The 23,065-nt window shown below is 72.0% G+C and carries 16 protein-coding genes and 1 pseudogene; 6 read left to right on the top strand and 11 right to left on the bottom strand.

Going from position 1 to position 23,065, the window contains the following annotated elements:
* Positions 1-31: 31 nt before the first annotated feature.
* The 5 genes from ACZ7C5_RS00920 to ACZ7C5_RS00900 form a co-directional block, all read right to left on the bottom strand.
* Positions 32-601: a DUF2617 family protein gene (locus ACZ7C5_RS00920; protein WP_401080887.1), complete on the bottom strand. Its 570-nt coding sequence runs from the start codon at positions 599-601 to the stop codon at positions 32-34.
* Positions 602-1,102: 501 nt separating this feature from the next.
* Entirely contained in the window at positions 1,103-2,263 is a 1,161-nt protein-coding gene (locus ACZ7C5_RS00915; protein ID WP_401080884.1) for a pyridoxal phosphate-dependent aminotransferase, read from the bottom strand.
* A 113-nt stretch (positions 2,264-2,376) separates the two neighbouring features.
* Positions 2,377-2,934 (bottom strand): type III secretion system chaperone family protein, encoded by a 558-nt coding sequence (locus ACZ7C5_RS00910; protein ID WP_401080881.1) that lies wholly within the window; start codon positions 2,932-2,934, stop codon positions 2,377-2,379.
* A 435-nt stretch (positions 2,935-3,369) separates the two neighbouring features.
* Positions 3,370-5,976, bottom strand: a complete 2,607-nt coding sequence (gene clpB, locus ACZ7C5_RS00905) for an ATP-dependent chaperone ClpB (protein WP_401080879.1) — start codon at positions 5,974-5,976, stop codon at positions 3,370-3,372.
* A 167-nt stretch (positions 5,977-6,143) separates the two neighbouring features.
* On the bottom strand, positions 6,144-7,070 hold the full coding sequence (locus tag ACZ7C5_RS00900; protein WP_188295090.1) for a LysR family transcriptional regulator: 927 nt from the start codon (positions 7,068-7,070) through the stop codon (positions 6,144-6,146).
* Between the two features lie 70 nt (positions 7,071-7,140).
* Between ACZ7C5_RS00900 and ACZ7C5_RS00895 the strand changes: the two genes are divergently transcribed.
* The 3 genes from ACZ7C5_RS00895 (at position 7,141) to ACZ7C5_RS00885 (ending at position 10,915) form a co-directional block, all read left to right on the top strand.
* A complete protein-coding gene (locus tag ACZ7C5_RS00895) occupies positions 7,141-8,250 on the top strand; it encodes a TDT family transporter (protein ID WP_470321649.1) in 1,110 nt (369 codons plus the stop codon).
* Between the two features lie 726 nt (positions 8,251-8,976).
* Positions 8,977-9,969, top strand: coding sequence for a LuxR family transcriptional regulator (locus ACZ7C5_RS00890; protein ID WP_401080872.1), 993 nt, complete (start codon positions 8,977-8,979; stop codon positions 9,967-9,969).
* A complete protein-coding gene (locus ACZ7C5_RS00885) occupies positions 9,959-10,915 on the top strand; it encodes a helix-turn-helix domain-containing protein (RefSeq protein ID WP_401080869.1) in 957 nt (318 codons plus the stop codon). Before ACZ7C5_RS00890 ends, ACZ7C5_RS00885 begins: the two co-directional genes overlap by 11 nt.
* A 190-nt stretch (positions 10,916-11,105) precedes the next feature.
* On the opposite strand, the gene ACZ7C5_RS00880 is transcribed toward ACZ7C5_RS00885, so the two are convergent.
* The 6 genes from ACZ7C5_RS00880 to dnaK all read right to left on the bottom strand — a co-directional run bounded on the left by ACZ7C5_RS00880 (position 11,106) and on the right by dnaK (position 17,863).
* The gene (locus ACZ7C5_RS00880) at positions 11,106-11,723 is read right to left on the bottom strand and encodes a TIR domain-containing protein (protein ID WP_188295087.1); all 618 of its coding nucleotides are present in this window, start codon (positions 11,721-11,723) and stop codon (positions 11,106-11,108) included.
* 629 nt (positions 11,724-12,352) lie between these two features.
* Positions 12,353-13,354, bottom strand: a complete 1,002-nt coding sequence (locus ACZ7C5_RS00875) for a helix-turn-helix domain-containing protein (protein ID WP_401080865.1) — start codon at positions 13,352-13,354, stop codon at positions 12,353-12,355.
* A gap of 191 nt (positions 13,355-13,545) precedes the next feature.
* Entirely contained in the window at positions 13,546-14,064 is a 519-nt protein-coding gene (locus ACZ7C5_RS00870; protein ID WP_188295102.1) for a heat shock protein transcriptional repressor HspR, read from the bottom strand.
* A gap of 16 nt (positions 14,065-14,080) precedes the next feature.
* Entirely contained in the window at positions 14,081-15,247 is a 1,167-nt protein-coding gene (gene dnaJ / locus ACZ7C5_RS00865; protein ID WP_401080862.1) for a molecular chaperone DnaJ, read from the bottom strand.
* Positions 15,248-15,410: 163 nt separating this feature from the next.
* Entirely contained in the window at positions 15,411-16,028 is a 618-nt protein-coding gene (gene grpE, locus ACZ7C5_RS00860) for a nucleotide exchange factor GrpE (protein ID WP_401080859.1), read from the bottom strand.
* Positions 16,025-17,863, bottom strand: coding sequence for a molecular chaperone DnaK (gene dnaK / locus ACZ7C5_RS00855; protein ID WP_401080856.1), 1,839 nt, complete (start codon positions 17,861-17,863; stop codon positions 16,025-16,027). Before dnaK ends, grpE begins: the two co-directional genes overlap by 4 nt.
* Positions 17,864-18,171: 308 nt before the next feature.
* Between dnaK and ACZ7C5_RS00850 the strand changes: the two genes are divergently transcribed.
* The 3 genes and pseudogenes from ACZ7C5_RS00850 (at position 18,172) to ACZ7C5_RS00840 (ending at position 23,064) form a co-directional block, all read left to right on the top strand.
* Entirely contained in the window at positions 18,172-20,397 is a 2,226-nt protein-coding gene (locus ACZ7C5_RS00850; protein WP_401080854.1) for a (Fe-S)-binding protein, read from the top strand.
* A gap of 341 nt (positions 20,398-20,738) precedes the next feature.
* Positions 20,739-21,812: pseudogene (gene manB, locus ACZ7C5_RS00845) on the top strand (mannose-1-phosphate guanylyltransferase); the annotation flags it as partial.
* 250 nt (positions 21,813-22,062) lie between these two features.
* On the top strand, positions 22,063-23,064 hold the full coding sequence (locus ACZ7C5_RS00840) for a Yip1 family protein (protein ID WP_401080851.1): 1,002 nt from the start codon (positions 22,063-22,065) through the stop codon (positions 23,062-23,064).
* Position 23,065: the final 1 nt, after the last annotated feature.

Genomic DNA, 23,065 nt, shown 5'->3' with positions numbered 1-23,065 from the left:
CGTACGATTCGTAGGCCTGCACCCGGGCGGCCTACGGCCGGATCGGGGTTCCGGTCCGGGCTTCGGAGGACCGTGCCCCGGACACCACCAGCGAGGAGCGGGTGCACACCAGCTGCCCCTCCTGCGGGTAGGCGTGCCAGGTCCGCCAGAGTAGCCGGTCCTCGCCGCCCTGGGTCACCAGCGCGGTGAAGGCGCTCGGGTCGCCGGGGAAGACCCCGGCCAGGCCCCGCGGGTGCCCCTCGACCAGGGCCAGCAGTTCCTGGGCGCGGGCCGCGAAGTCGTGCGGCGGCAGCACCTCGATCCGGGCGGCGAACTCGTACTCCCAGCCGCCGACCTGCTTGGCCACCCTGGCCGGCAGCGGGGTGCGGCGGCCGGGCAGGCAGGCGACGGTCTCCAGACACCGGCCGGGGCCCGCGTCGATCACCACCTGGTGGGAGGCGCCCAGCAGGCGCAGCTGGAGGGTACCGGACGGGCCCGGGCGGCCGCCTCCGCCGAGTCTCAGGTCGCGGACGGCGAGAGCGGGCAGCGGGTCGCCGCCGAGGCACCAGGCGAGGTCACCGGCCCGGGTGTCCGTGTAGGAGGTTTGCAGTGTGGTGAGCATGCTCGGCTCCGCGTTTCAGCTCCGTGCGCGCCCGCCGAGCAGCACCGAGTAGGCCTAGGCGATGGCGAGGCTGTTCGTGGCTGTGCGGCCCTGGGCGCGGCCGACCGTGGAAGGAAGGATTCCGGCTGGAGATTCAGCAGCAGAGAAGCACGAATACGCCGGGTCCGCCGGTGATTTACCCAACTTTGTCAAGCATTCACCGTTTCGGGCACACCTGCTTCCCGGGTCTGATCGAGCCCGTGTACGAGACTGCACAGCGCGCGCCCCTATCACCGGATTGTGCGCCGTGCGCGCCGGGTGTGCGCTGTTCGGGTGCATCACACTCCGCCGCCCTCCACGCACGGGGCGTGGAGGGCGGCGAGGGAGTGCCTCACGGACCGTTCCGAACTCCTCCAGGGTAGTGAATATGCTTACAGATCAAGGAAGTTGATGATCAATCAGAACTGGTGTCGGGTCACGGTCCTGCCTGTTCGAAGAGCGTGAAAGGGGGCGCGCAGCCCCTCACAGGCGCCGCAGGCGGGCGACGGCCTCCTGGAGGACCTCGTCCTTTTTGCAGAAAGTGAAGCGGACCAGGCTACGGCCCGCGTCCACGTCGTCGTAGAACACCGCGTTCGGGATGGCGACGACGCCGCAACGGCCGGGCAGGGAACGGCAGAACTCGATGCCGTCCTTCTCGCCGAGCGGGGTGATGTCGGTGGTGACGAAGTAGGTGCCCTCGGGGGTGAAGGCCCGGAAGCCGGCCGCGGTGAGGCCGTCGACCAGCAGGTCGCGCTTGCGCAGCAGGTCGGCGCGCAGGGTGTCGAAGTACGTGTCGGGCAGCCGCAGGGCCTCGGCGACGGCGTACTGGAAGGGGCCGGCGCTGACGTAGGTGAGGTACTGCTTCGCCGTGCGCACGGCCGTGACCAGCGCCGGGCTCGCGGTGACCCAGCCGACCTTCCAGCCGGTGAAGGAGAAGGTCTTGCCGGCCGAGGAGATCGAGACCGTACGTTCGCGCATGCCGGGCAGGGCGGCGACCGGGTGGTGGGCGGCACCGAAGACCAGGTGCTCGTAGACCTCGTCGGTGACCACCAACAGGTCGTGCTCGACGGCGAGTTCCGCGATGCCGCGCAGCTCCTCGGCGGTCAGCACGGTGCCGGTCGGGTTGTGCGGGGTGTTGATCAGCAACAGCCGGGTGCGCGGGGTGATCAGGGCGCGCAGTTCGTCGAGGTCGGGGCGGAAGGACGGGGCCCGCAGGGTCAGCGGGACACGGGTCGCGCCGGCCATCGCGATGCAGGCGGCGTACGAGTCGTAGAACGGCTCGAACGCGATCACCTCGTCGCCGGGCTCCAGCAGGGCCAGCAGGGTGGCCGCGATGGCCTCGGTGGCGCCGGCGGTGACCAGCACCTCGGTGTCCGGGTCGTAGGACAGGCCGTGGAAGCGCTGCTGGTGCCCGGCGATCGCGGCCCGCAGCTCGGGGACGCCGGGCCCCGGCGGGTACTGGTTGCCGCGGCCCTCGCGCAGCGCCCGTACGGCCGCCTCGCGGACCTCCTCGGGCCCGTCGGTGTCGGGGAATCCCTGGCCGAGGTTGATCGATCCGGTGGCCGTGGCCAGGGCGGACATCTCGGCGAAGATCGTCGTGCCCATCCCGGCCAGTCGGCGGTTCAGCAGCGGCCTGGTACCCATCGGTGACTCCTCACGGCTTGTCGTCAGGCCCATCCTGGGACAGCCGGGAGCCCGGGACAAGGACGGCCCGCCACCGGGGCGGTGGCGGGCCGTACCGGAGTGCCGGGGCGGGATCAGGCCTCGTCGGTGCCCTCGGGGGCCTCGCCGTCCTCGCCCTCGATCTCGTTCTGGAGGCCGAGGCGCTCGACGATCCACTGCTCGAAGCCGACCGCGGCCTGGGTCCAGTTGGCGGTGGTGGTGACGAAGTAGTCCAGGTTGACGCCGGTGCCGACGATCATCTGGGCCTCGCCGATCAGGCGGACCACGCCGTCCTCGTGGGTGTGGGTGTAGACCTTCGGCCAGAGGGTCTCGCGGTTCCACTCGTCGATCAGGTCGAGGATCTCGCCCTTCTTCTCCAGCGGGTACGCGCGGTCGTAGAAGGCGCGCACCGCGAAGAGTTCCTTCTGCTCGCCGCGGAACATGTAGTAGACGCGGAAGCCCTCCCAGGGGGCGGTGAGGTCGCCCTCCTCGTCCACGACGTGCTTGAGCTGCATCTGGTCCAGCAGCTGGGTGACCAGGCCCTGGTCCGGGACGATGATCGGCGGCGGGCCGGCCGGCCCCCCGCCCTGGCCGCCGGGCCGGCCGCCCTGGGGCGCGCCGAAGGACGGGATGGACGACGGGTCGATGCTCATGGGGGTCCTCTTCCTCAGTGCACGTGGTGGCCGGCAATGAGAGGCCGCCCTTTCCACCTCCCATCCTGCCTCATTCGGGGCTCCGCTCACAGGGGCGTCCGAGGGCGGTGCCGATCTTCGTCCGGCGTTCTCCCCGGTGTCGTCGCGGGCCCCGGCGGCGGTGCGGCGGACGGTGGTCACCGAGGGTGCGCGGGGTGTGAGCGCCGACTGTGCGCAGGGGCGTGCGGGAGTCGCGTCACGCGCCCGGCGCACGGCTCGGCCGGCCGAGCCGGGCGGCGGCGGTGGGCGCGCCCGCGGGGCCTGGGCGCGTGCAACACCGGCTCACTCCGGGCGAGTTGAGGATCGATGGGGCTGAGTGGTGAACAGGGACGCGGAACGGGCCGCCCCCGCCGCCGGAGCGGAGGGAGCGGCCCGGGTGCCGGACGCCCGGCGGCGTCACTTCTCCAGCGGCCCCCGGCTGCGGACGGTGAGGCGGTCCTCCTCCTCGTCCCGTTCGACCAGCACGGTGTCCCCGTCGTGCACCGTGCCGGACAGGATCGCCCTGGCCAGCTGGTCGCCGATCGCGGACTGCACCAGCCGGCGCAGCGGGCGGGCGCCGTACGCCGGGTCGTAGCCGGTGAGCGCCAGCCAGTCGCGGGCGGCCGCGGAGACGTCCAGGGTGAGCCGCCGCTCGCGCAGCCGCTCGCCCAGACGGGCCACCTGGAGGTCGACGATCCGGCTCAGCTCGGCGGTGCCCAGCGGCTCGAAGACCACGATGTCGTCCAGCCGGTTGAGGAACTCCGGCTTGAACGCCGACCGGACGGCGCCCAGCACCAGCTCCCGCTTCTCCGCCTCCGGGGTGGCCGGGTCCACCAGGTACTGCGAGCCCAGGTTGGAGGTGAGGATCAGGATCGCGTTGCGGAAGTCCACCGTGCGGCCCTGGCCGTCGGTGAGCCGCCCGTCGTCCAGGACCTGGAGCAGGACGTCGAAGACCTCCGGGTGCGCCTTCTCCACCTCGTCCAGCAGCACCACGCTGTACGGGCGGCGGCGGACCGCCTCGGTGAGCTGGCCGCCCTCCTCGTAGCCGATGTACCCGGGCGGGGCGCCGACCAGGCGGGAGACCGAGTGCTTCTCGCCGTACTCGCTCATGTCGATCCTGACCATCGCCCGCTGGTCGTCGAACAGGAAGTCGGCCAGGGCCTTGGCGAGTTCGGTCTTGCCGACCCCGGTCGGGCCGAGGAAGAGGAAGGAGCCGGTCGGGCGGTCCGGGTCGGCGATGCCGGAGCGGGTGCGCCGCACCGCGTCCGAGACGGCCTGCACGGCCTCCTGCTGGCCGATCAGGCGCCGGCCCAGCTCGTCCTCCATGCGCAGGAGCTTGGCGCTCTCGCCCTCCAGCAGCCGGCCCGCCGGGATGCCCGTCCAGGAGGCGACCACGTCGGCCACGTCGTCCGGGCCGACCTCCTCCTTGACCATCGAGGCGGAGGCGTCCTGGCCGGCGGCCCGCTCCTGGGCGTCGGTGAGCTCCTTCTCGGCGGCCGGGACCTCGGCGTACATCAGCTTGGACGCCCGCTCGAAGTCCCCGTCGCGCTGGGCGCGTTCGAGTGCGCCGTGCAGGTCGTCCAGCCGCTCCTTGAGCTCGCCGACCCGGTTGAGGCTCTTCTTCTCCTGGTCCCAGCGCGCCGTCAGCACGCTCAACTGCTCGCTCTTGTCGGCGAGGTCGCGCCGCAGCCGGGCCAGCCGGTCCACCGAGGCCGGGTCCGACTCCTTCTCCAGGGCCAGCTCCTCCATCCGCAACCGGTCCACGGAGCGCTGGAGTTCGTCGATCTCGACCGGGGAGGAGTCGATCTCCATCCGCAGCCGGGAGGCCGCCTCGTCGACCAGGTCGATCGCCTTGTCGGGCAGGAAGCGGGAGGTGATGTAGCGGTTGGACAGGGTGGCCGCGGCGACCAGGGCGGCGTCCGAGATCTGCACCTTGTGGTGCGCCTCGTACCGGCCCTTGAGGCCGCGCAGGATGGCGATCGAGTCCTCCACGCTGGGCTCGCCGACCAGCACCTGCTGGAAGCGGCGCTCCAGGGCCGGGTCCTTCTCGATCCGCTCGCGGTACTCGTCCAGCGTGGTGGCGCCGACCATCCGCAGCTCGCCGCGGGCCAGCATCGGCTTGAGCATGTTGCCCGCGTCCATCGCGGAGTCGCCGCCGGCGCCCGCGCCGACCATGGTGTGCAGCTCGTCGATGAAGGTGACGACCTGGCCGTCGGAGGACTTGATGTCGTTCAGGACGGCCTTCAGCCGCTCCTCGAACTCGCCGCGGAACTTGGCGCCCGCGACCATCGCGGCGAGGTCCAGCGAGACCAGCCGCTTGCCGCGCAGCGACTCCGGCACGTCGCCGGCCACGATGCGCTGGGCCAGGCCCTCGACCACGGCGGTCTTGCCGACGCCGGGCTCGCCGATCAGCACCGGGTTGTTCTTGGTCCGGCGGGAGAGCACCTGGACCACCCGGCGGATCTCGTGGTCGCGGCCGATCACCGGGTCGAGCTTGCCGTCCCTGGCGGCCTGGGTGAGGTCGGTGCCGTACTTCTCCAGCGCCTTGTAGGTGCCCTCCGGGTCCGGCGAGGTGACCCGGCCGCTGCCCCGGACGTCCTTGAACGCGGCGAGCAGCGCCTTCGCCGTCGCGCCCTGCTGCGCCAGCAGCTCGGCCACCGCCCCGCCCTCGGCGGCCAGGCCGACCATCAGGTGCTCGGTGGAGACGTACTGGTCGTCCAGGTCGTCCGCGCGCCGGCCGGCCTCGGTGAGCACCGCGATGGTGTCCCGGGCGAGCTGCGGCGCGGCGACCGTCGAACCCATCGCGCTGGGCAGCGCGGACGCCTGGCGGCGCGCCTCGGCGTCGACGCGGGAGAGGTCCGCCCCGACCGCCTCCAGCAGGGGCCTGGCGATGCCCTCGGGCTGCTCCAGCAGGGCGATCAGGATGTGCACCGGCCTGACGTCCGGGTTGCCGGCCGTGCCCGCCTGCCGGATGGCGGCGGCCAGGGCGTCCTGCGTCTTGGTGGTGAACTTGCTGGCGTCCACTGCTGGGGGGTCCTCCCTCGTCGTCCTGCACTACTGCTGCTACTGCTACTGCTCGTACTACCGCTACTGCCGCGCGCCGCACTGCCGGGCGGGTGGCACCACCCGGAGCGCACTGCCACCAATAGCATGCACTAAGTTGAGTCTACTCCGCTCAATTCTTTTCCGGCTCACCTTCTCGGTGAACGTTCGGCGGACCCCCGGGTCAGCCCCAGCAGCGCCCTGGCGGGACCGCCGGGCCGCTGCCCGGCCGGCCACACCGCGCGCAGCGGCCGCCGCAGGTCCAGCTCCCGGGCCAGCGGCACCTCGACCAGCCGCCGGGTGGCCAGCTCCTCCACCACCGCCAGCTCGCTCAGGCAGACCGGCCCCGCCCCGGTCATCGCGGCCCCCTTCAGCGCGGTGGACGAGGCCAGCTCCATCCAGGGCCGCGCCGCGCCCCCGTACGGCCGCAGGGCCGTCTCCAGCACCTCCCGGGTGCCCGAGCCGGGCTCGCGCAGCACCAGCGGGGTGGCGGCCAGCTCGGCCCCGGTCAGCGGGGTCCGGCGCCGGGCCCAGGGGTGGCCGGGCGCCACCACGACCACCAGCCGGTCCGCCGCCACCACCGCGCCGGACAGCCCGGGCGGGGTGGAGGGGCCCTCGACGAAGCCGAGGTCGGCGTCCCCGGCCAGGACGTGTCCGGCGACGTCCGCCGAGTTCGCCGTCCGCAGCGTCACCGCCGTCCCCGGGCTGGCCTCGGACAGGCCCAGCAGCCAGCCGGGCATCAGGTACTCGGCGACGGTCAGGCTGGCCACCACCCGCAGCTTGGCGTCCCGCCGCTCGCGCAGCGCGTCGATCCCGGCGTCCATCGCCTGCGCCGCCTCCACCACCTGCCGGGCCCACTCGACCACCAGCCGGCCCGCCTCGGTCGGCGTGCTGCCCCGGGGCGAGCGGTCCAGCAGCGGGACGCCGATCTGCCGCTCCATGCCCTTGATCCGGGCGCTGGCGGTCGGCTGGCTGACGCCCAGCTCGGCCGCCGCCCGTCCGACGCTGCCCAGCCGGGCCACCGCGAGCAGCAGTTCCAGGGCGCCGAGTTCGGGGACGTGCGGGGAGAGGGCCATAGATTCAGGCTATGCCCCCATAGAGGTCGGGGCGCTACCGGCGGCCGGGCCCCCGGGCGACGGTGGGAGCATGTCCACTCTGGCCGGTATCGGCCCCCTCGCCCGCCCCGCCGTCCGCTCCCGGTTCGACCTCGCCCAGCTCGGCCCCAACTGGTACGCCGCCGTGATGGGTACCGCGATCCTGGCGAACGGCGCCGCCGTGCTGCCGGTGCGGCTGCCCGGGCTGACCGGCTTCGGCGAGGTGATGTGGGCGCTCGGCCTGGCCGCCCTGCTGGTGCTGGCCGCCGCCCGGCTGGTCCACCTCACCCGGCACCGCGAGGCGGCCCGCGCCCAGCTGCTGGACAACCCGGCCACCGCGGTCTTCTACGGCTGCCCGCCGATGGCGCTGCTGGCGGTCGGTCTGGGCACCCTGCTGCTCGGCTCCCGGGTCATCGGCACCGGCCTCGCGGTCGCCCTGGACACCGTGCTGTGGAGCCTCGGCACCCTGTACGCGCTGGCCGTGGCGGGCGGCATCCCGTACCTGATGATCACCCGGCACCGGGTCTCCGCCCTGGAGGCCAACCCGACCTGGCTGCTGCCGGTGGTCGCCCCGCTGGTCGCCTCCGCCTGCGGCCCGGCGCTGGTCCCGCACCTGCCGGCCGGGACGGCGCAGCAGGCCATGCTGTACGGCTGCTGGGCGCTGTTCGGGATCGGCCTGCTCGCCACCCTGGCGCTGCTGCCGGTGGTCTTCACCGGGCTGTTCCACAGCAGGCTGCCCGCCCTGGCGCTCACCCCCACGCTGTTCCTGGTGCTCGGCCCGCTCGGCCAGTCCGTCACCGCGGTCCACCAGCTCGCCGACGCCGCCCGCCCGGTGCTGCCCGCGCTGGCGCCCGCCATGACCGACCTGGCCGAGCTGTACGGCGTGGCGGTGATCGGCGTCGCGATGCTCTGGCTGGCCGTCGCGCTGACCGCCAACCTGCGCGCCCGCCGGGCCGGGATGCCGTTCGCGATGACGTGGTGGGCGTACACCTTCCCGGTCGGCACCTGCGTCACCGGCGCCTCCGCGCTCGCCCGGCACACCGGCTTCGGGGGCTTCAGCGGGCTGGCCGTCGGGCTGTACCTGCTGCTGGCGCTCGCCTGGGTGCTCGCGGCGGGCGGTACGGCGGCCGGGCTGGCGCGGGGGTGGTTGCCGGCCCGCTGAGCGCGCGGCCGGTCGCGGGCCCGGCGCGGGCCTTCGGGGGCCGTCGCGGGCCGGAACGCGTCGGGGCTGGCCGCCGGGGGCGGACGGGCAGCTCAGGAGCACGCCGGCGGTGCAGGAACGCGCACGTCCGCTATGACCGTGCACGGCCGACAGGCGGTGGCGCCGGACACCGCCGACACCCCTTCCCCGCCTCGGACTTCACCGGAATCCGACCCGCCGCCCGGCCCTCCCCACCAGCACCGGGATGCAGATTGCTGCAATTGCGCGAACATGCACTCGGGCGGCACTTGTTCACCGGACGTCACGCTGTGAGGGTGGAGACACGCCAAGTCGTCCGGGCAACCGCAGCCCGAGTGGCGACTTGCTCTTCGGGAAGACCGCGGGCGCCACAGTCGGCGCCGGCGGGAACGGGGGAACGAAGAGCACCGGCTGGGGGCCATGTGTGGTGATGGCCCCCGCTGCCGGACCCGTCGAGGCGTTGCTGCTCCGCCTCGACGGGAGCGCCCTGGCATTGGCGTACCGATGGCGGCCCCCGGGGACCCGGCGTGCGACGGCACCCGGGCCGGGGGTCCGCCGTCCCACCCGGTACCGTGACCGCCACGCCCGGGACCACGCCGTACCGGCATCCGGATCCGCGGGCCCGGCCGGCCCACCGGGACCACGGCCCGCGCGGCGGGGAACACGGGGCAACACCAGGGGAGAGGCGTCCGGCAGGGAGGGCACGACGTGACGGCGGAACCGGCGGTCACACCGGACCAGGCGGGGCACGTGGGCGAGGAGCCCGACGAGGCCGCCCGGCAGCTCTACCTGGCCGTCATCGCCGAGGGTGGCCGCGTCCCGGCCGGCGAGGTCACCGACATCGACCAGGGCGCGCTGCAACAGCTCATCGACATCGGCCTGTTGATGGTCAACCCGATGGACCGCTGCTACACCGCGGTCAGCCCGCGCTCGGTCAGCGACCGCCTCGGCGCCGAACTGCGCAGCGAGGCCACCCGCCTGCTGGTCCGCGCGGAGAACCTCCCCGGCGCCCTGGACGGTCTGACCCGCGCCTACGACGCGATGCCCCGCCCGTCCGGCCCGGCCGGCGGCGCCGTCCACGTCGAGGGGCACGTCCACATCCGCCAGCGGATCTCCCAGCTCGTCTCCGACTGCCGCTCCGAGGTCCTCACCGCGCAGCCGGGACACCGTCCCGCCGACACCCTCCAGGTCGCGCTCCGCCAGGACGTCCAACTGCTCAGGCGCGGCTGCTCGCTGCGCACCGTCTACCAGCCGGTCGCCCTCGCCGACCCGCCGGCCCGCGCCTACGCCGAGGAGGTCACCCGGCACGGCTCGCTCATCCGCGTGCTCGACGAGCCCTTCCAGCGGCTGATCGTCTTCGACCGGTCCGTCGCCGTGATCTCCGCCAACGACGACAACAGCACCGCCGCCTTCATCAGCGACCCGGCCACCATCACCTACCTGGTCGGCACCTTCGAACGCGACTGGGCGCGCGCCGAGACCACCGAGACCGCCACCCCCGGCCAGGGAGCCGCCAGGACCATCCCCGACCGGGTCGGCCGGCTGCTCGCCCGCGGTCTCACCCAGCGCGCCGTCGCCACCAGGCTCGGCCTGAGCGAACGCACCGTCGCCGGCCACATCTCCCGGCTGCGCGACCGCTACGGCGCCCAGACCCTCTTCCAGCTCGGCTGGCTGATGCGGGGCGCCCGCGATGACCGATGAGCCGGGCCAGGCCGAACGGGCCCTCTACCTCGCCGCGGTCCGCGGCGGCGGGCGGCTGCGCCCCGAGGACCTCGCCCCCGCCGACCGTCCCACCCTGGCCGCCCTCGTCGCCCGCGGCCTGCTCGCCCCCACCGCCACCGGCTGGACGGCCGCCGACCCGCGGGCCCAGGTCGACCGCATCGGCTTCGAACTGCGCTCCCGCGCCGTCCGCCTGCTGCTGCACGCCGAGCGGCTCCCCGGCACCCTCGGGCCGCTCGCCCGCGCCTACGACACGGCCCGCCACCCGGACCGGTGTGCGCCGGCCGTCGACCCCGGCACCTCCGGTCCGGCCGACACCGTCGACGACGCCGCCGACGTCCGCCGACGGGTCACCGAACTCGTCTCGGAGTGCCGGGAGGAGGTCCTGGCCGCCCAGCCCGGCCCGCGTCCGCTCGAAGCCCTCAGGATGGCCCTCGCCCAGGACCTCTCGCTGCTCCGCCGGGGCTGCTCACTGCGCACCGTCTACCAGCCGGCCACCGTCGCCGATCCCGCCGTGCAGAGCCAGATCGCGCTGCGCGCCGGGCAGGGCGCCCAGGTCCGGGTCCTCACCGAACCGTACGAGCGGGTGCTGGTCTTCGACCGTGCGGTGGCGGTCATCCCCGCCGCGGAGGACCGCAGCCGTGCCGCCTTCCTCACCGACCCCACCACCGTGGCCTACCTGGTCGCCCAGTTCGAACGCGACTGGGCCCGCGCCGCACCCGTCGGCCGTCACCTCGACCCGCCGCCCGCCACCACCGTCCGGATCGGCCGGCTGCTCGCCCGCGGTCTCACCCAGCGCGCCGTCGCGACCCGGCTGGGTGTGAGCGAACGTACCGTCGCGGCCCACATCTCCCGGCTGCGCGACCGCTACGGCGCCCGGACCCTCTTCCACCTCGGCTGGCAGCTGCGGGGCGAGCGCCATGACTGACACTCCGCCACCCCGTTGTTCGTCCAGCGACTCACCCGGCGTGCCGGCGCGAGCGGCCGGTGCCTCGGGGAACGTGCGGTGGCGGGCCGGTTCGCCCGGCCGCGGGACTCGTACGACGCGGAGACGCTGTTCCGGCCGGGCCGGCAGCCGCGGGGAGCCCGGGCGGGAGAGCCCGGTGGGCAGCCGCCGTTCAGCCGGTGGCGGCGCCGGTCGGCCAGTAGCCGGGGACCGGGGGCTGCTGCCGGGGGACGCTGAACTGCTCGCCGGGGGCGGTCCAGAAGCCCTCGCGCAGGGAGAGCGCCATGCCGGCCCAGTCGAGCGCGGTCTCGACCGTGTGGTTGAGGGCCTCCTGCGACCAGGTGTCGTCGAAGACCAGCGGCAGGACAGGGGCGACCTGCTCGATGGTGGCGATCAGCGGGTTGTGGGTGATGGCCTCGTCGACCAGGAGGACGATCGGCTTGCGCAGCGCCGACGCCCAGCCGAGCTCCAGGCTCACGCCGGCCGAGAGGGGGGCCCCGACGTAGGCGAACACCAGGTCGGCGGACTGGAGGGCGCGGAAGTCGGACGGAACGCGCGGCTCCGGCGCGCGGCCGGAGATGGTCCAGGCGTCGCTGTGGTGCGCGCTGTACACGGCGGCACCGCTGCGGAGGAGGGTGGTGCGGAGCGTCGTCAGCCGCGTCCGGCTGGCGAGCGTCACCACGCTGTCGGCCGGCCCGGTCAGCCGCATCAGCGGCGCGGCCAGGAACACACGTGCACGCCGACCCTCAGGGGCCTGGCTGTCGTGGTGACGCAGGTAGGGCTCGGTCATGTCGACTCCGGGGAAAGGCCGACCGGGTTGAAAAGTGCGTCGGCAGGCGTGGAGAGTGGTTGCTGCTTCAAGTAGTCCGATGCCCCGATTGTTGGGAGAATTGACAGTACAGCAACAGAATTGTCAACTGGTGCTGGACTATCGGGGGCGAACTGATCGTCCATCTGTGGCACCTGCCCCGTCCAGGGCTTCCCGGTGTCATATGGATGCCTGGCAGGGAGATGACGCGTTCTCAGGCGTGCAGCTATTGGCAGGCTCGTGCACCCTGCGGCAACATGTGGTCGGTAAGTTTTGTCTAGGCGCTGCGTTCGACGCAGATGACAGAAGGGGTGGGCATGTCTCACTTGTGCCGTTTCGTCCGTAACGCGGTCCTGCCTCTGGTTGTCGGTGCGGCTGCATTGCTCGGCGGGTATCTCGCGGTCGACCACGGGCAGGCGGCGCCCGACTCGTCGGCCGTTGCCGCTGTCTCCGTCCTCGACGACATCAGCTGGGGCTGACCGCGTGTGCCGACCGGCACTGATGCGAGACTTCCCCGGACTTCCTCGTCCGCGGGAAACGTATTCGCAGGTGGGCGGCCGGCGCGTTTTTACCCGCCACTGATCCGACGCGCCGCTGGCGCGGGCATGTCTCTACGGATGGTTCCCGTTTGTGGATTCAGCCCGCGCGAGCGCGTATCCGAGTTGGAACAAGGAGTCCACATTGTGCTCCTCGCGCATCTCGGCGATATGGCGGGCCAGGGTGCGTTCGCTGATTCCCAGGCGTCTCGCGATGACTCTGTGATTGGTTCCCGCCAGCAGTAGATCGATGATCGTCTGGCGAAGCCGCGAGACGACCTGCTGGGGGACGGCGCGGTCCCCGTCGAAGTCGAGGGCGCGGCTCCAGCTCGGCTCGAAGACCTGCTCGGCGAGGTAGGTGGCCACCGCGGGTTCGTGGATGAAGGCCGCCATGTTCAAGTCGTGCGCGACCGGGATGACGGCCATCTTCCGGTCTATGACGATGAGCCGGGTATAGGGCTCGTCAAGGGTTCTGTACTGGCCGCCGGCCTTGGCCAGGCGTGTGACGTAGTCCCGGGTGGGCTGGTGGTAACGCGTGCTGGCGTGGTAGATCGTCCGGATCTTCGTGCCGTTGCCCAGCATGGCGAGGTCCCGGTCGATCACCGAGGCCAGGAGCTCGGGAGGCCGTGGACCCCCTGGCTGGAGTGCCAGCGCCTCCTCGGCGCCCGCGTCGGCGTACTGCTGCATCTTCTGATTTATCAGCACTTTGCCATGGACATACTCGATCGAGCCGCCGACCTGTCCGGGCGTGTGAAACTCCTGGGCGAGTTCGCTCAGTTCGGTCGGCAGGGCGACGGCCCGGGTGAGAAGCTCGAGCGCCTGTCGCTGCCAGGTGCTGCTGAGGCTCTCCGAAAGCTGGGTCGGGTCGATGGCGATCAGGCTGTCCGGCGCGTCGAGGTCAGGGACCAGAAGGCCTATTCTGATCAATTCGTCCAGCGGACCCGATTCACCCGGGGCCGGGACCTCTTTCGACGTACTCCCGCCGGTCCTGATGATGTGCAGGAAAAGCGCACGAGCTTCCGCGGAAAGTATCGGCCCCCCACTCGTGATGGGGCCGAATTGAGCTCGTCCACTCATGCCGGCTCCTTGCCGTTGACCCAACCCGCCGTGACCCGTCCCAGCAGATCCTAGGGCGCGTGACCATTGCTGATGATGAGATCGCCGGTCTCTCCCGAGCTTGGCCGATCGCCAGAGCGACACTCTCTCACCAACACCGAGCCGCCGGCACCCCCCGAGAGGAGGGGCCGGCGGCTCGGTGGGTGGCCCGGTCAGCGCCTGGGGCGCCAGACGACGAGGGCGCTGGACTGCGGGGTGGGGGGCTGGTACGGGACGAGGTCACGGCGGTAGGAGGCGTGGACGGCGGCCTCGCGCTGCCGCAGGGCGCTGGCGGCGCCCTCCAGGGAGTCGACCAGTTCCGCGACGCGGGACTGGAGGGCGGAGACCTGGTTCTCCAGCTCGATGATCCGCTTGATGCCCGCCAGGTTGATGCCCTCGTCCTGGGAGAGCCGCTGGACCTCGCGCAGCTGCTGGATGTCGCGCGCGGAGTAGCGGCGGCCGCGGCCCGCGGTGCGGTCGGGGCAGACCAGGCCGAGGCGGTCGTACTGGCGCAGGGTCTGCGGATGCAGCCCGGACAGTTCGGCGGCCACGGAGATGACGTACACCGGGGTGTCCTCGGTGAGGACGTACTGCGGCGGGGCCGCGGCCCGGCGGGTGCGGCGCGGGCCGGCACCGGGCAGGCCCTCGCCGACGCCGGGGCCGATCGGGGTGTCGGGATCGATCGGGTTCATCGGGGACATCTGGTCGTCACGCTCCCTTCGCCGCCCGGAACAGGGCGGCTCGCGGATCGTCGGAGGCGGTGGCCTCGCGGTACTGCTCCAGGGCGTTCAGCGCGTCGCCGGCGACCTGCTGGGGCACCACGACCTCGACGGTGACGAGGAGGTCGCCGCGGGTGCCGTCCTTGCGGGTGGCACCCTTGCCGCGGGCGCGCATGGTGAGGCCGTTGGCGCTGCCCGGGGGGAGCTTGAGCTTCACGGCGGGGCCGTTCAGGGTGGGCACCTCGATGGTGGCGCCGAGCGCCGCCTCGGGGAAGGTGACCGGGACGGTGACCGTGAGGTTGTCGCCCTTGCGCCCGAAGACCGGGTGCGGGTCGACGTGCACGGTGACGTAGAGGTCGCCGGGCTGTCCGCCGCGCTCGCCCTGGGCGCCCTTGCCCTTGAGCCGGATGCGCTGGTCGGCCTGGACGCCGGCCGGGATGCGGACCTGCATGGTGCGGGCCGAGCTGGCCCGGCCGCTGCCGTGGCAGTCGGGGCACGGGTCGTCGACGATCATGCCCCGGCCGCGGCAGTCCTTGCACGGCTCGGAGAGCGCGAAGGCGCCCTGGCCGCGGCTGACGGTGCCCGCGCCGACACAGGTCGGGCAGACCCGCGGGGTGGTGCCGGACTTGGCGCCGCTGCCGTTGCAGTGACGGCACGGGGCCTGGCTGGTCATCCGCAGCGGGACGGTCGCGCCGTCGACCGCCTCCTCGAAGGAGAGCGTCACCTCGGTCTCGACGTCGGCGCCGCGCCTGGGCGGGGCCTGCCGGGTGCCGCCGCGGTTGAAGAGGCCGCCGAAGACGTCGCCGAGCCCGCCTCCGCCGCCCCCGCCGCCGCCCTGCTGGCCGCTGAAGAGGTCGCCGAAGTCGAAGCTGTAGCTGCCGGTGCCGCCGGGGCCGCCGCCGGCCCGGAAGCCGCCGTTGGCGAAGAGGCTGCGGGCCTCGTCGTACTCCTTGCGGCGCTTCTCGTCGGAGAGGACGTCGTACGCCTCGGAGATGTCCTTGAACCGCTCCTCGGCCTTGGGGTCACCCGTGTTGGCGTCGGGGTGGAACTCGCGCGCGAGCTTGCGGTAGGTCTTCTTGATCTCGGTGGCGGTGGCGTCCTTGGGCACGCCGAGGACCTTGTAGTAGTCCTTCTCGACAAAGTCCTTGCCACTCATGGCTTCCGCCACCTCCCGATGTCCATAGTCACAGAGCTGTCAACAGGCGCTGAGCGAACGACCGTCGACAGCGCGCTGCGGAGCCGGCCGCCGTACTTGCCGGCGTACGACTCCGCAGCGCACTGGGTGTCAGCTGTCACTGGGTTCCAGCTGTCACAGGTTGTCAGCTGTCCGAGCCACCGTCGGACTTGTCCGGGTCGGCGGACTTCGCCTCGGCGTCCGAGGACGCCTGGCTGCCGGGCTGCGGTTCCGCGACGGCCACCATCGCCGGGCGGATGATCCGCTCGCCGATGCGGTAGCCGGGCTGGAGGACCTGCACGCAGGTGTCCTCGGTGACGTCCGAGGAGTAGCTGTGCATCAGCGCCTCGTGCATGGTCGGGTCGAAGGGCTCGCCCTCCTTGCCGAACTGCTGGAGGCCCAGCTTGGCGACGACCGTCTCCAGCGACTCGGCGACGGACTTGAAGCCGCCCGTCACCTCGCCGTGCTCACGGGCGCGGCCGATGTCGTCCAGGACCGGGATCAGCGACTCCAGGATGTTGGAGACGGCGATCTCGCGGACGGTCAGCCGGTCGCGCTCGACCCGCTTGCGGTAGTTCTGGTACTCGGCCTGGAGGCGCTGGAGGTCACCGGTGCGCTCGGAGAGCTCGCGCTTGGCGGCGGCGAGGTCCTCCGAACCGGACTCCCCGGAGCCACCGGCGGCGGCCTCCTCGGCAGCCTTGATCACGGCCTCTTCGGCGGCGGAGTCGTCGCCGGGCTTGCCGCCCTGCGGCTTGTCCGTCATGCCGCACCGCCCTTGGGCTTCTCGTCGTCCACGATCTCGGCGTCGACGACGTCGTCGTCCTTGGCCTGGGCGGAGTCACCGGTGGGGGCGGCACCGGCGGCGTCGGCGTTGGCGTACAGCGCCTGGCCGAGCTTCTGCGCGGTGGTGGAGACCTTCTCCGAGGCTTCGCGGATCTTCGCGATGTCCTCGCCCTTCAGGGCCTCCTTGAGCTCGCCGATGGCGGTCTCGACCTCGGCCTTGACGTCGGCCGGCAGCTTGTCGGCGTTGTCGGCGATGAACTTCTCGGTCGAGTAGACGAGCTGCTCGGCGGAGTTGCGGGTCTCCACGGACTCGCGGCGCTTGTGGTCGTCCTCGGCGTACTGCTCGGCCTCGCGGCGCATCCGGTCGACCTCGTCCTTCGGCAGCGAGGAGCCGCCGGTGACGGTCATCTTCTGCTCCTTGCCGGTGCCGAGGTCCTTGGCACCGACGTGCATGATGCCGTTGGCGTCGATGTCGAAGGTGACCTCGATCTGCGGCAGGCCGCGCGGCGCCGGCGGCAGGCCGGTCAGCTCGAACATCCCGAGCTTCTTGTTGTACGCCGCGATCTCGCGCTCGCCCTGGTAGACCTGGATCTGCACGGACGGCTGGTTGTCCTCGGCCGTGGTGAAGATCTCGGAGCGCTTGGTCGGGATCGTGGTGTTGCGCTCGATCAGCTTGGTCATGATGCCGCCCTTGGTCTCGATGCCGAGGGACAGCGGGGTGACGTCCAGCAGGAGGACGTCCTTGACCTCGCCCTTGAGGACACCGGCCTGGAGCGCGGCGCCGATGGCGACGACCTCGTCCGGGTTGACGCCCTTGTTGGCGTCCTGACCGCCGGTCAGCTCCTTGACGAGCTCGGCGACGGCCGGCATGCGGGTCGAGCCACCGACCAGGACGACGTGGTCGATCTCGGAGAGCGAGATGCCGGCGTCCTTGATCACGTTGTGGAACGGGACCTTGCAGCGCTCCAGCAGGTCCGAGGTCAGCTGCTGGAACTGGGCCCGGGTGAGCTTCTCGTCCAGGTGCAGCGGGCCCTCGGCGGAGGCCGTGATGTACGGCAGGTTGATCGAGGTCTCGGAGGACGAGGACAGCTCGATCTTGGCCTTCTCGGACGCCTCGCGCAGGCGCTGGAGGGCCATCTTGTCCTTGGACAGGTCGACGCCGTGGCCGGCCTGGAAGACCTTGACCAGGTGGTCGACGACGCGCTGGTCCCAGTCGTCGCCACCGAGGTGGTTGTCACCGTTGGTGGCCTTCACCTCGACGACCCCGTCGCCGATCTCCAGCAGGGAGACGTCGAAGGTGCCGCCGCCGAGGTCGAAGACCAGGATGGTCTGGTCGTCCTTGTCGAGGCCGTACGCGAGGGCGGCCGCGGTCGGCTCGTTGACGATGCGCAGGACGTTGAGGCCCGCGATCTCGCCGGCCTCCTTGGTCGCCTGGCGCTCCGAGTCGTTGAAGTACGCCGGGACGGTGATGACGGCGTCGGTGACGGTCTCGCCCAGGTACGCCTCGGCGTCGCGCTTCAGCTTCTGGAGCACGAAGGCCGAGATCTGCTGGGGGTTGAAGTCCTTGCCATCGATGTTGATCTTCCACCCGGTGCCCATGTGGCGCTTGACCGAGCGGATGGTGCGGTCGACGTTGGTGACCGCCTGGCGCTTGGCCACCTCGCCGACGAGCACCTCGCCGTTCTTGGCGAAGGCGACGACGGACGGCGTGGTCCGCGCACCCTCTGCGTTCGTGATGACGGTGGGCTCGCCACCCTCCAGAACGCTGACGACCGAGTTCGTCGTACCGAGGTCGATGCCGACCGCGCGTGCCATCGTAAATACCTCCACGGAAGAGTTGAGCTTTACAGGCTCAAGGATGCACGACCCGACGGGCGGCGTCAACAGGCCTGAGTGTCCAGCGCTCAACTTTGCTGAGCCGAATCGCTCCGGAGACCTGCGCCACGCCGTGGCGGGGTGCGCCCACGTGACTGTCGCCATAGCTTGGGAATCTTCTGGGAACCGTTGTCCACCGGTAATGTCCGGGCCGTCGGCCCGGCAAGTTACCGACCAGTACAATCAGCCCGAAGACCGTGGGGCCGCAGGGCCTGTTCAACAGCAAAGCCGCAGGAGACGGAGAGCCGATGCAGCTAGCAGCGATCGTCATCTCGCTGGTCACGTTCGTGATCGGCACCGCGCTCGCCGCCCGTGCGGCGCTGTACATCTACAAGGTGGTCCGCACGGGTGCGGACGACGCCACCCGCTTCGGGCAGCCCGCCCAGCGGGCGAAGACCCTCGCGACCGAGTTCTTCGGCCACACCAGGATGAACCGCTGGGGGATCGTCGGCATCGCCCACTGGTTCGTCGCGGTCGGCTTCTTCAGCCTGGTGCTGACCATCGTCAACGCCTTCGGCCAGCTCTTCGACGCCGACTTCGCGCTGCCGGTCATCGGCCACTGGATGATCTGGCAGCTCTTCGTCGAGCTGATCGGCACCCTGACCACGCTCGGGATCCTGGTCCTGATCGTGATCCGGCTGATGAGCCTGCCGTCCAGGTCCGGCCGCAAGTCCCGGTTCGCCGGCTCGATCGCCTGGCAGGCCTTCTACGTCGAGTACACGATCCTCGGCATCGGCCTGTGCATCCTGATGCTGCGCGCCCTGGAGGGCGCCCTCAACGGCGTCGACTCGTACGGCCCCGAGCACCTGGTCTCGTACCCGCTGGTCTCCGCGCTGAGCGGCCTGTCGCACGGCACGCTGGAGAACCTGATCTACCTGTTCGCGATGCTGAAGATCTGCATCTCGTTCGCGTGGGCGACCACCATCGGCCTCAACCCCTCGATGGGCGTGGCCTGGCACCGCTTCCTCGGCTTCTTCAACATCTACTTCAAGCGCGAGGAGGACGGCGGCACCGCGCTCGGCGCCCTGCGTCCGATGACCAGCAACGGTCAGCCGATCGACTTCGAGGACCCGGCCGAGGACGCCGTGTTCGGCGTCTCCCAGGTCGAGCACTTCTCCTGGAAGGGCATCCTCGACTTCTCCACCTGCACCGAGTGCGGCCGCTGCCAGTCGCAGTGCCCGGCCTGGAACACCGGCAAGCCGCTCTCGCCGAAGCTGCTGATCATGAGCCTGCGCGAGCACGCCTACGGCAAGGCGCCGTACCTGCTGGCCGGCGGCGGCAAGTCCGCCGAAGGGGAGGAGCAGGCGAGCCCCGAGCAGCTCAAGGACGTTCCGGCGGCCGCCCTGGCCGAGGCCGAGCGCCCGCTGATCGGCACCGCCGAGGAGGGCGGCGTCATCGACCCGGACGTGCTGTGGTCCTGCACCACCTGCGGCGCCTGCGTCGAGCAGTGCCCGGTGGACATCGAGCACATCGACCACATCGTCGACATGCGCCGCTACCAGGTGATGATCGAGTCCTCGTTCCCGACCGAGGCCGGGACGATGCTCAAGAACCTGGAGAACAAGGGCAACCCGTGGGGCATGGCCACCAAGGCCCGCCTGGCCTGGGTCAAGGAGCTCCAGAAGGAGACCGGCATCGAGGTGCCGGTGATCGGCGAGGACATCGACCCCGCCGAGGTCGAGTACCTCTACTGGGTCGGCTGCGCCGGCGCCCTGGAGGACCGCGCCAAGAAGACCACCAAGGCCTTCGCCGAACTGCTGCACACCGCGGGCGTGAAGTTCGCGATCCTCGGCAAGGAGGAGTCCTGCACCGGTGACTCCGCCCGCCGCCTGGGCAACGAGTTCCTCTTCCAGATGCTCGGCGCCCAGAACGTGGAGACGCTGAACGCGGCCCTGGAGGACGCGCCGGTCAAGCGGATCGTGGCCACCTGCCCGCACTGCTTCAACACCATCGCCAACGAGTACCCGCAGCTGGGCGGCCACTTCGAGGTCATCCACCACACCCAGCTGCTCCAGCACCTCATCGACGAGGGCAAGCTCGTCCCGGTCAACCCGGTCGAGGGCCTGATCACCTACCACGACCCCTGCTACCTGGGCCGCCACAACAAGGTCTACAGCCCGCCGCGCGAGATCATGGACAAGGTCCCCGGTCTGCGCCAGCAGGAGATGCACCGGCACAAGGAGCGCGGCTTCTGCTGCGGCGCCGGCGGTGCCCGGATGTGGATGGAGGAGCGCATCGGCAAGCGGATCAACACCGAGCGCGTGGACGAGGCGCTGTCGCTCGACCCGGACATCGTCTCCACCGCCTGCCCGTTCTGCCTGGTGATGCTCTCCGACTCGGTCAACGGCAAGAAGAACGAGGGCGCGGCCAAGGAACACCTGAAGGTGGTCGACGTGGCCCAGCTGCTGCTCGACTCGGTGAAGGCCCCGCCGCCGGCCGGGAACGAGGAGCAGCCCGCGACGGTGGACGCGTAACGACCGCCGCGGAGCCCGCTGTTCGACAGTTCTGCTACAACTGCCCGGCCCGGTGGACGCCGCGAACGCGCCCGCCGGGCCGGGCTTTCGGACGACCCGGACGGCCTGCGCCGGTACGGCGGGCGTACGGCGAGTGACGGCAATCGCACAGGCGCCGGACGGGCATTCGGTCGGAAGCAAATACAGTAGGCCCGGACCGGCTCGGTGCCGGTCGACCCGTCCGGACGCGAGCCCGGGCGGGTGGCGACCCGCGCCGGCCGGACGGCCGGGTCCAGACCGACGACGGAGGTATCGGCCCGCAGGGCCGGGCCGCAGAGACCACAAGGGGAACAGCGCAGACCATGACCGAGGCGATCATGCTGGTCGGTGGTAAGGGCACGCGACTGCGTCCGCTGACCACCCACACCCCCAAGCCGATGCTGCCGGTGGCAGGCGTCCCGTTCATCGCGCACCAGTTGGCCCGCGCGGCCGCCGCCGGCGTCACCCGCGTCGTGCTGGCGACCTCGTACCTGGCCGAGGTGTTCGAGGACCACTTCCAGGACGGCACCCCGTACGGCATCGAGCTGGTCTACCTGACCGAGCGCGAGCCGCTGGGCACCGGCGGGGCGATCCGCAACGCCGCCTCGGGCCTGACCTGCGGCCCGGACGAACCGGTCCTGGTCTTCAACGGCGACATCCTCTCCGGTCTCGACATCGCCGCCCTGCGCGACGGCCACGTGGCCACCGGGGCCGACGTCACCCTGCACCTGACCCGGGTCGAGGACCCGCGGGCCTTCGGCCTCGTCCCGACCGACGGGAACGGGCGGGTGCTGGAGTTCCTGGAGAAGCCGGAGACCCCGGAGCAGATCGTCACCGACCAGATCAACGCCGGCTGCTACGTCTTCACCCGGTCCGTGATCGACCGCATCCCGGCCGGCCGGGAGGTGTCCGTCGAGCGCGAGACCTTCCCCGAGCTGCTGGCCACCGGCGCGCTGCTGCGCGGCGTCGTCGACACCTCGTACTGGCTGGACCTGGGCACCCCGGGGGCCTTCGTCCGCGGCTCGGCCGACCTGGTGCTCGGCAAGGTCGACTCCCCGGCCGTCCCCGGCCCGACCGGCGACGCCCTGCTGCTGCCCGGCGCCACCGTCCACCCGGGCGCGGTGCTCAGCGGCGGCACCGTGGTCGCCGAGGACGCGGTGGTCGAGGCCGGTGCGATCGTCGAGGGCAGCGTGATCCTGCCCGGCGCGGTGATCGGCCGCGACAGCCTGGTCAAGGACTCGATCGTGGGCGCCTTCGCCACCATCGGCGACCGCTCGGCGCTGGACGGCGCGGTGATCGGCGACGGCGCGATCGTGGAGTCGGACAACGAGCTGCCGAACGGCGTCCGGATCGCCTGCGGCACCCTGCTGCCGGTCGGCGCGGTGCGCACCTCGGCCGGCCCGGGCGGCTGCCCGGCCGGCACCAGCGCGGCCGCGGCGGTGCACGGGCCCTCGGTCGGCGCGCAGCGGTAGCGCCGCCGGGGTTCCGGAGGAGCCCCGGGGTTTCCGGGAGCCGCCGGGTTTCCGGGAGCCGCCAGCGGGCCCGTTCCCACGGGTTTTCGGCCCCGTTCGTCTCAGCCTCGCTGCAAACCGGCCCCGGCTCCGTCCGGGGCGGACGCGGGCCGGGCCGGACGGGTACCTTCGGACCGTGGCTGGTAATCGATACGACAGCGGTCAGGGCGCGGACCGTCCGCACGGCGGATGGTCGGCTCCGCCGCCGCCGGGGGCGCCCGGGGGGCACGGGGCGACGGACGGGCCGGAGTACTTCACGGGCCCGCACCAGGGGGTGCCCGGCGGGCCCGGGCACCGGACGGGGGACGGGCACGACCCGTACGCGGCGGACCGGCCCGGCAACACCAGGGCCTTCCCGGCCGGTGACCCGTACGCGGCGGGCGGCCCGTACGGGCAGCAGCCGTACGGCCAGGGGCAGGGGTACGGCCAGGACGCGGGGTACGCGTACGGCCCCGGGCCGGAGCAGGGCGGGCAGCCGTACGGCCAGGAACAGGGGTACGGCGAGGAGCAGGGGTACGGCCAGGAGCAGGGATACGGCGAGGACAACGTCGCCGTCTACCGGGCCGGCGGCCAGTCAGCCCCGCACGTCGCCGGGCCGAGGCCGCACTGGCGCGAGCTGTTCACCGGCCTGTTCCGCACGCCGACCGCGATCTTCGACCGCACCCGCGACCACCAGGTCTGGCTGCCCGCCGTCACCGTCTCGCTGCTGTACGGCGCGCTCGCGGTGCTCGGCATCGGGCTGACCCACGACGACATCGTCAACTCGACCTTCACCGTGGCGCTGACCGGCATCCTCGCCGCCGCCATCGGGTTCACCGTGGCCGGCGCGGTCTTCGGCGGGGTCACCTACGCGCTGGCCCGTCAGCTGGGCGGCGACGGTCCGTGGAAGGCGACCGTCGGCCTGGCCGCCCTGATCGGCTGGCTCACCGACGCGCCCCGGCTGCTGCTCGACCTGGTGCTCCCCTCCGGCAGCGTCGTCGTCCAGGTCGTCGGCTGGGCCACCTGGATGCTCTGCGCGTACCTGCTGACCAGCATGGTCCGGCGGCTGCACGACCTGCCCTGGGGCAAGGCCGCGGGCGCCTCGGCCGTTCAGCTGGTCGCGCTGCTGGTGCTGATCAAGCTGCCGACGCTGGGCTGAG

Source organism: Kitasatospora sp. NPDC036993, from assembly GCF_055607525.1.
Note: the sequence above shows the minus strand (reverse complement) of the source record. Positions and strands in the feature narration are given on the sequence as shown.

Coding starts and splice junctions, on each gene's coding strand:
- ACZ7C5_RS00920 (WP_401080887.1), bottom strand. CDS start 601: ATGCTCACCACACTGCAAACCTCCTACACGGACACCCGGGCCGGTGAC.
- ACZ7C5_RS00915 (WP_401080884.1), bottom strand. CDS start 2,263: ATGGGTACCAGGCCGCTGCTGAACCGCCGACTGGCCGGGATGGGCACG.
- ACZ7C5_RS00910 (WP_401080881.1), bottom strand. CDS start 2,934: ATGAGCATCGACCCGTCGTCCATCCCGTCCTTCGGCGCGCCCCAGGGC.
- ACZ7C5_RS00900 (WP_188295090.1), bottom strand. CDS start 7,070: ATGGCCCTCTCCCCGCACGTCCCCGAACTCGGCGCCCTGGAACTGCTG.
- ACZ7C5_RS00895 (WP_470321649.1), top strand. CDS start 7,141: ATGTCCACTCTGGCCGGTATCGGCCCCCTCGCCCGCCCCGCCGTCCGC.
- ACZ7C5_RS00885 (WP_401080869.1), top strand. CDS start 9,959: ATGACCGATGAGCCGGGCCAGGCCGAACGGGCCCTCTACCTCGCCGCG.
- ACZ7C5_RS00880 (WP_188295087.1), bottom strand. CDS start 11,723: ATGACCGAGCCCTACCTGCGTCACCACGACAGCCAGGCCCCTGAGGGT.
- ACZ7C5_RS00875 (WP_401080865.1), bottom strand. CDS start 13,354: ATGAGTGGACGAGCTCAATTCGGCCCCATCACGAGTGGGGGGCCGATA.
- ACZ7C5_RS00870 (WP_188295102.1), bottom strand. CDS start 14,064: ATGAACCCGATCGATCCCGACACCCCGATCGGCCCCGGCGTCGGCGAG.
- dnaJ (WP_401080862.1), bottom strand. CDS start 15,247: ATGAGTGGCAAGGACTTTGTCGAGAAGGACTACTACAAGGTCCTCGGC.
- grpE (WP_401080859.1), bottom strand. CDS start 16,028: ATGACGGACAAGCCGCAGGGCGGCAAGCCCGGCGACGACTCCGCCGCC.
- dnaK (WP_401080856.1), bottom strand. CDS start 17,863: ATGGCACGCGCGGTCGGCATCGACCTCGGTACGACGAACTCGGTCGTC.
- ACZ7C5_RS00850 (WP_401080854.1), top strand. CDS start 18,172: ATGCAGCTAGCAGCGATCGTCATCTCGCTGGTCACGTTCGTGATCGGC.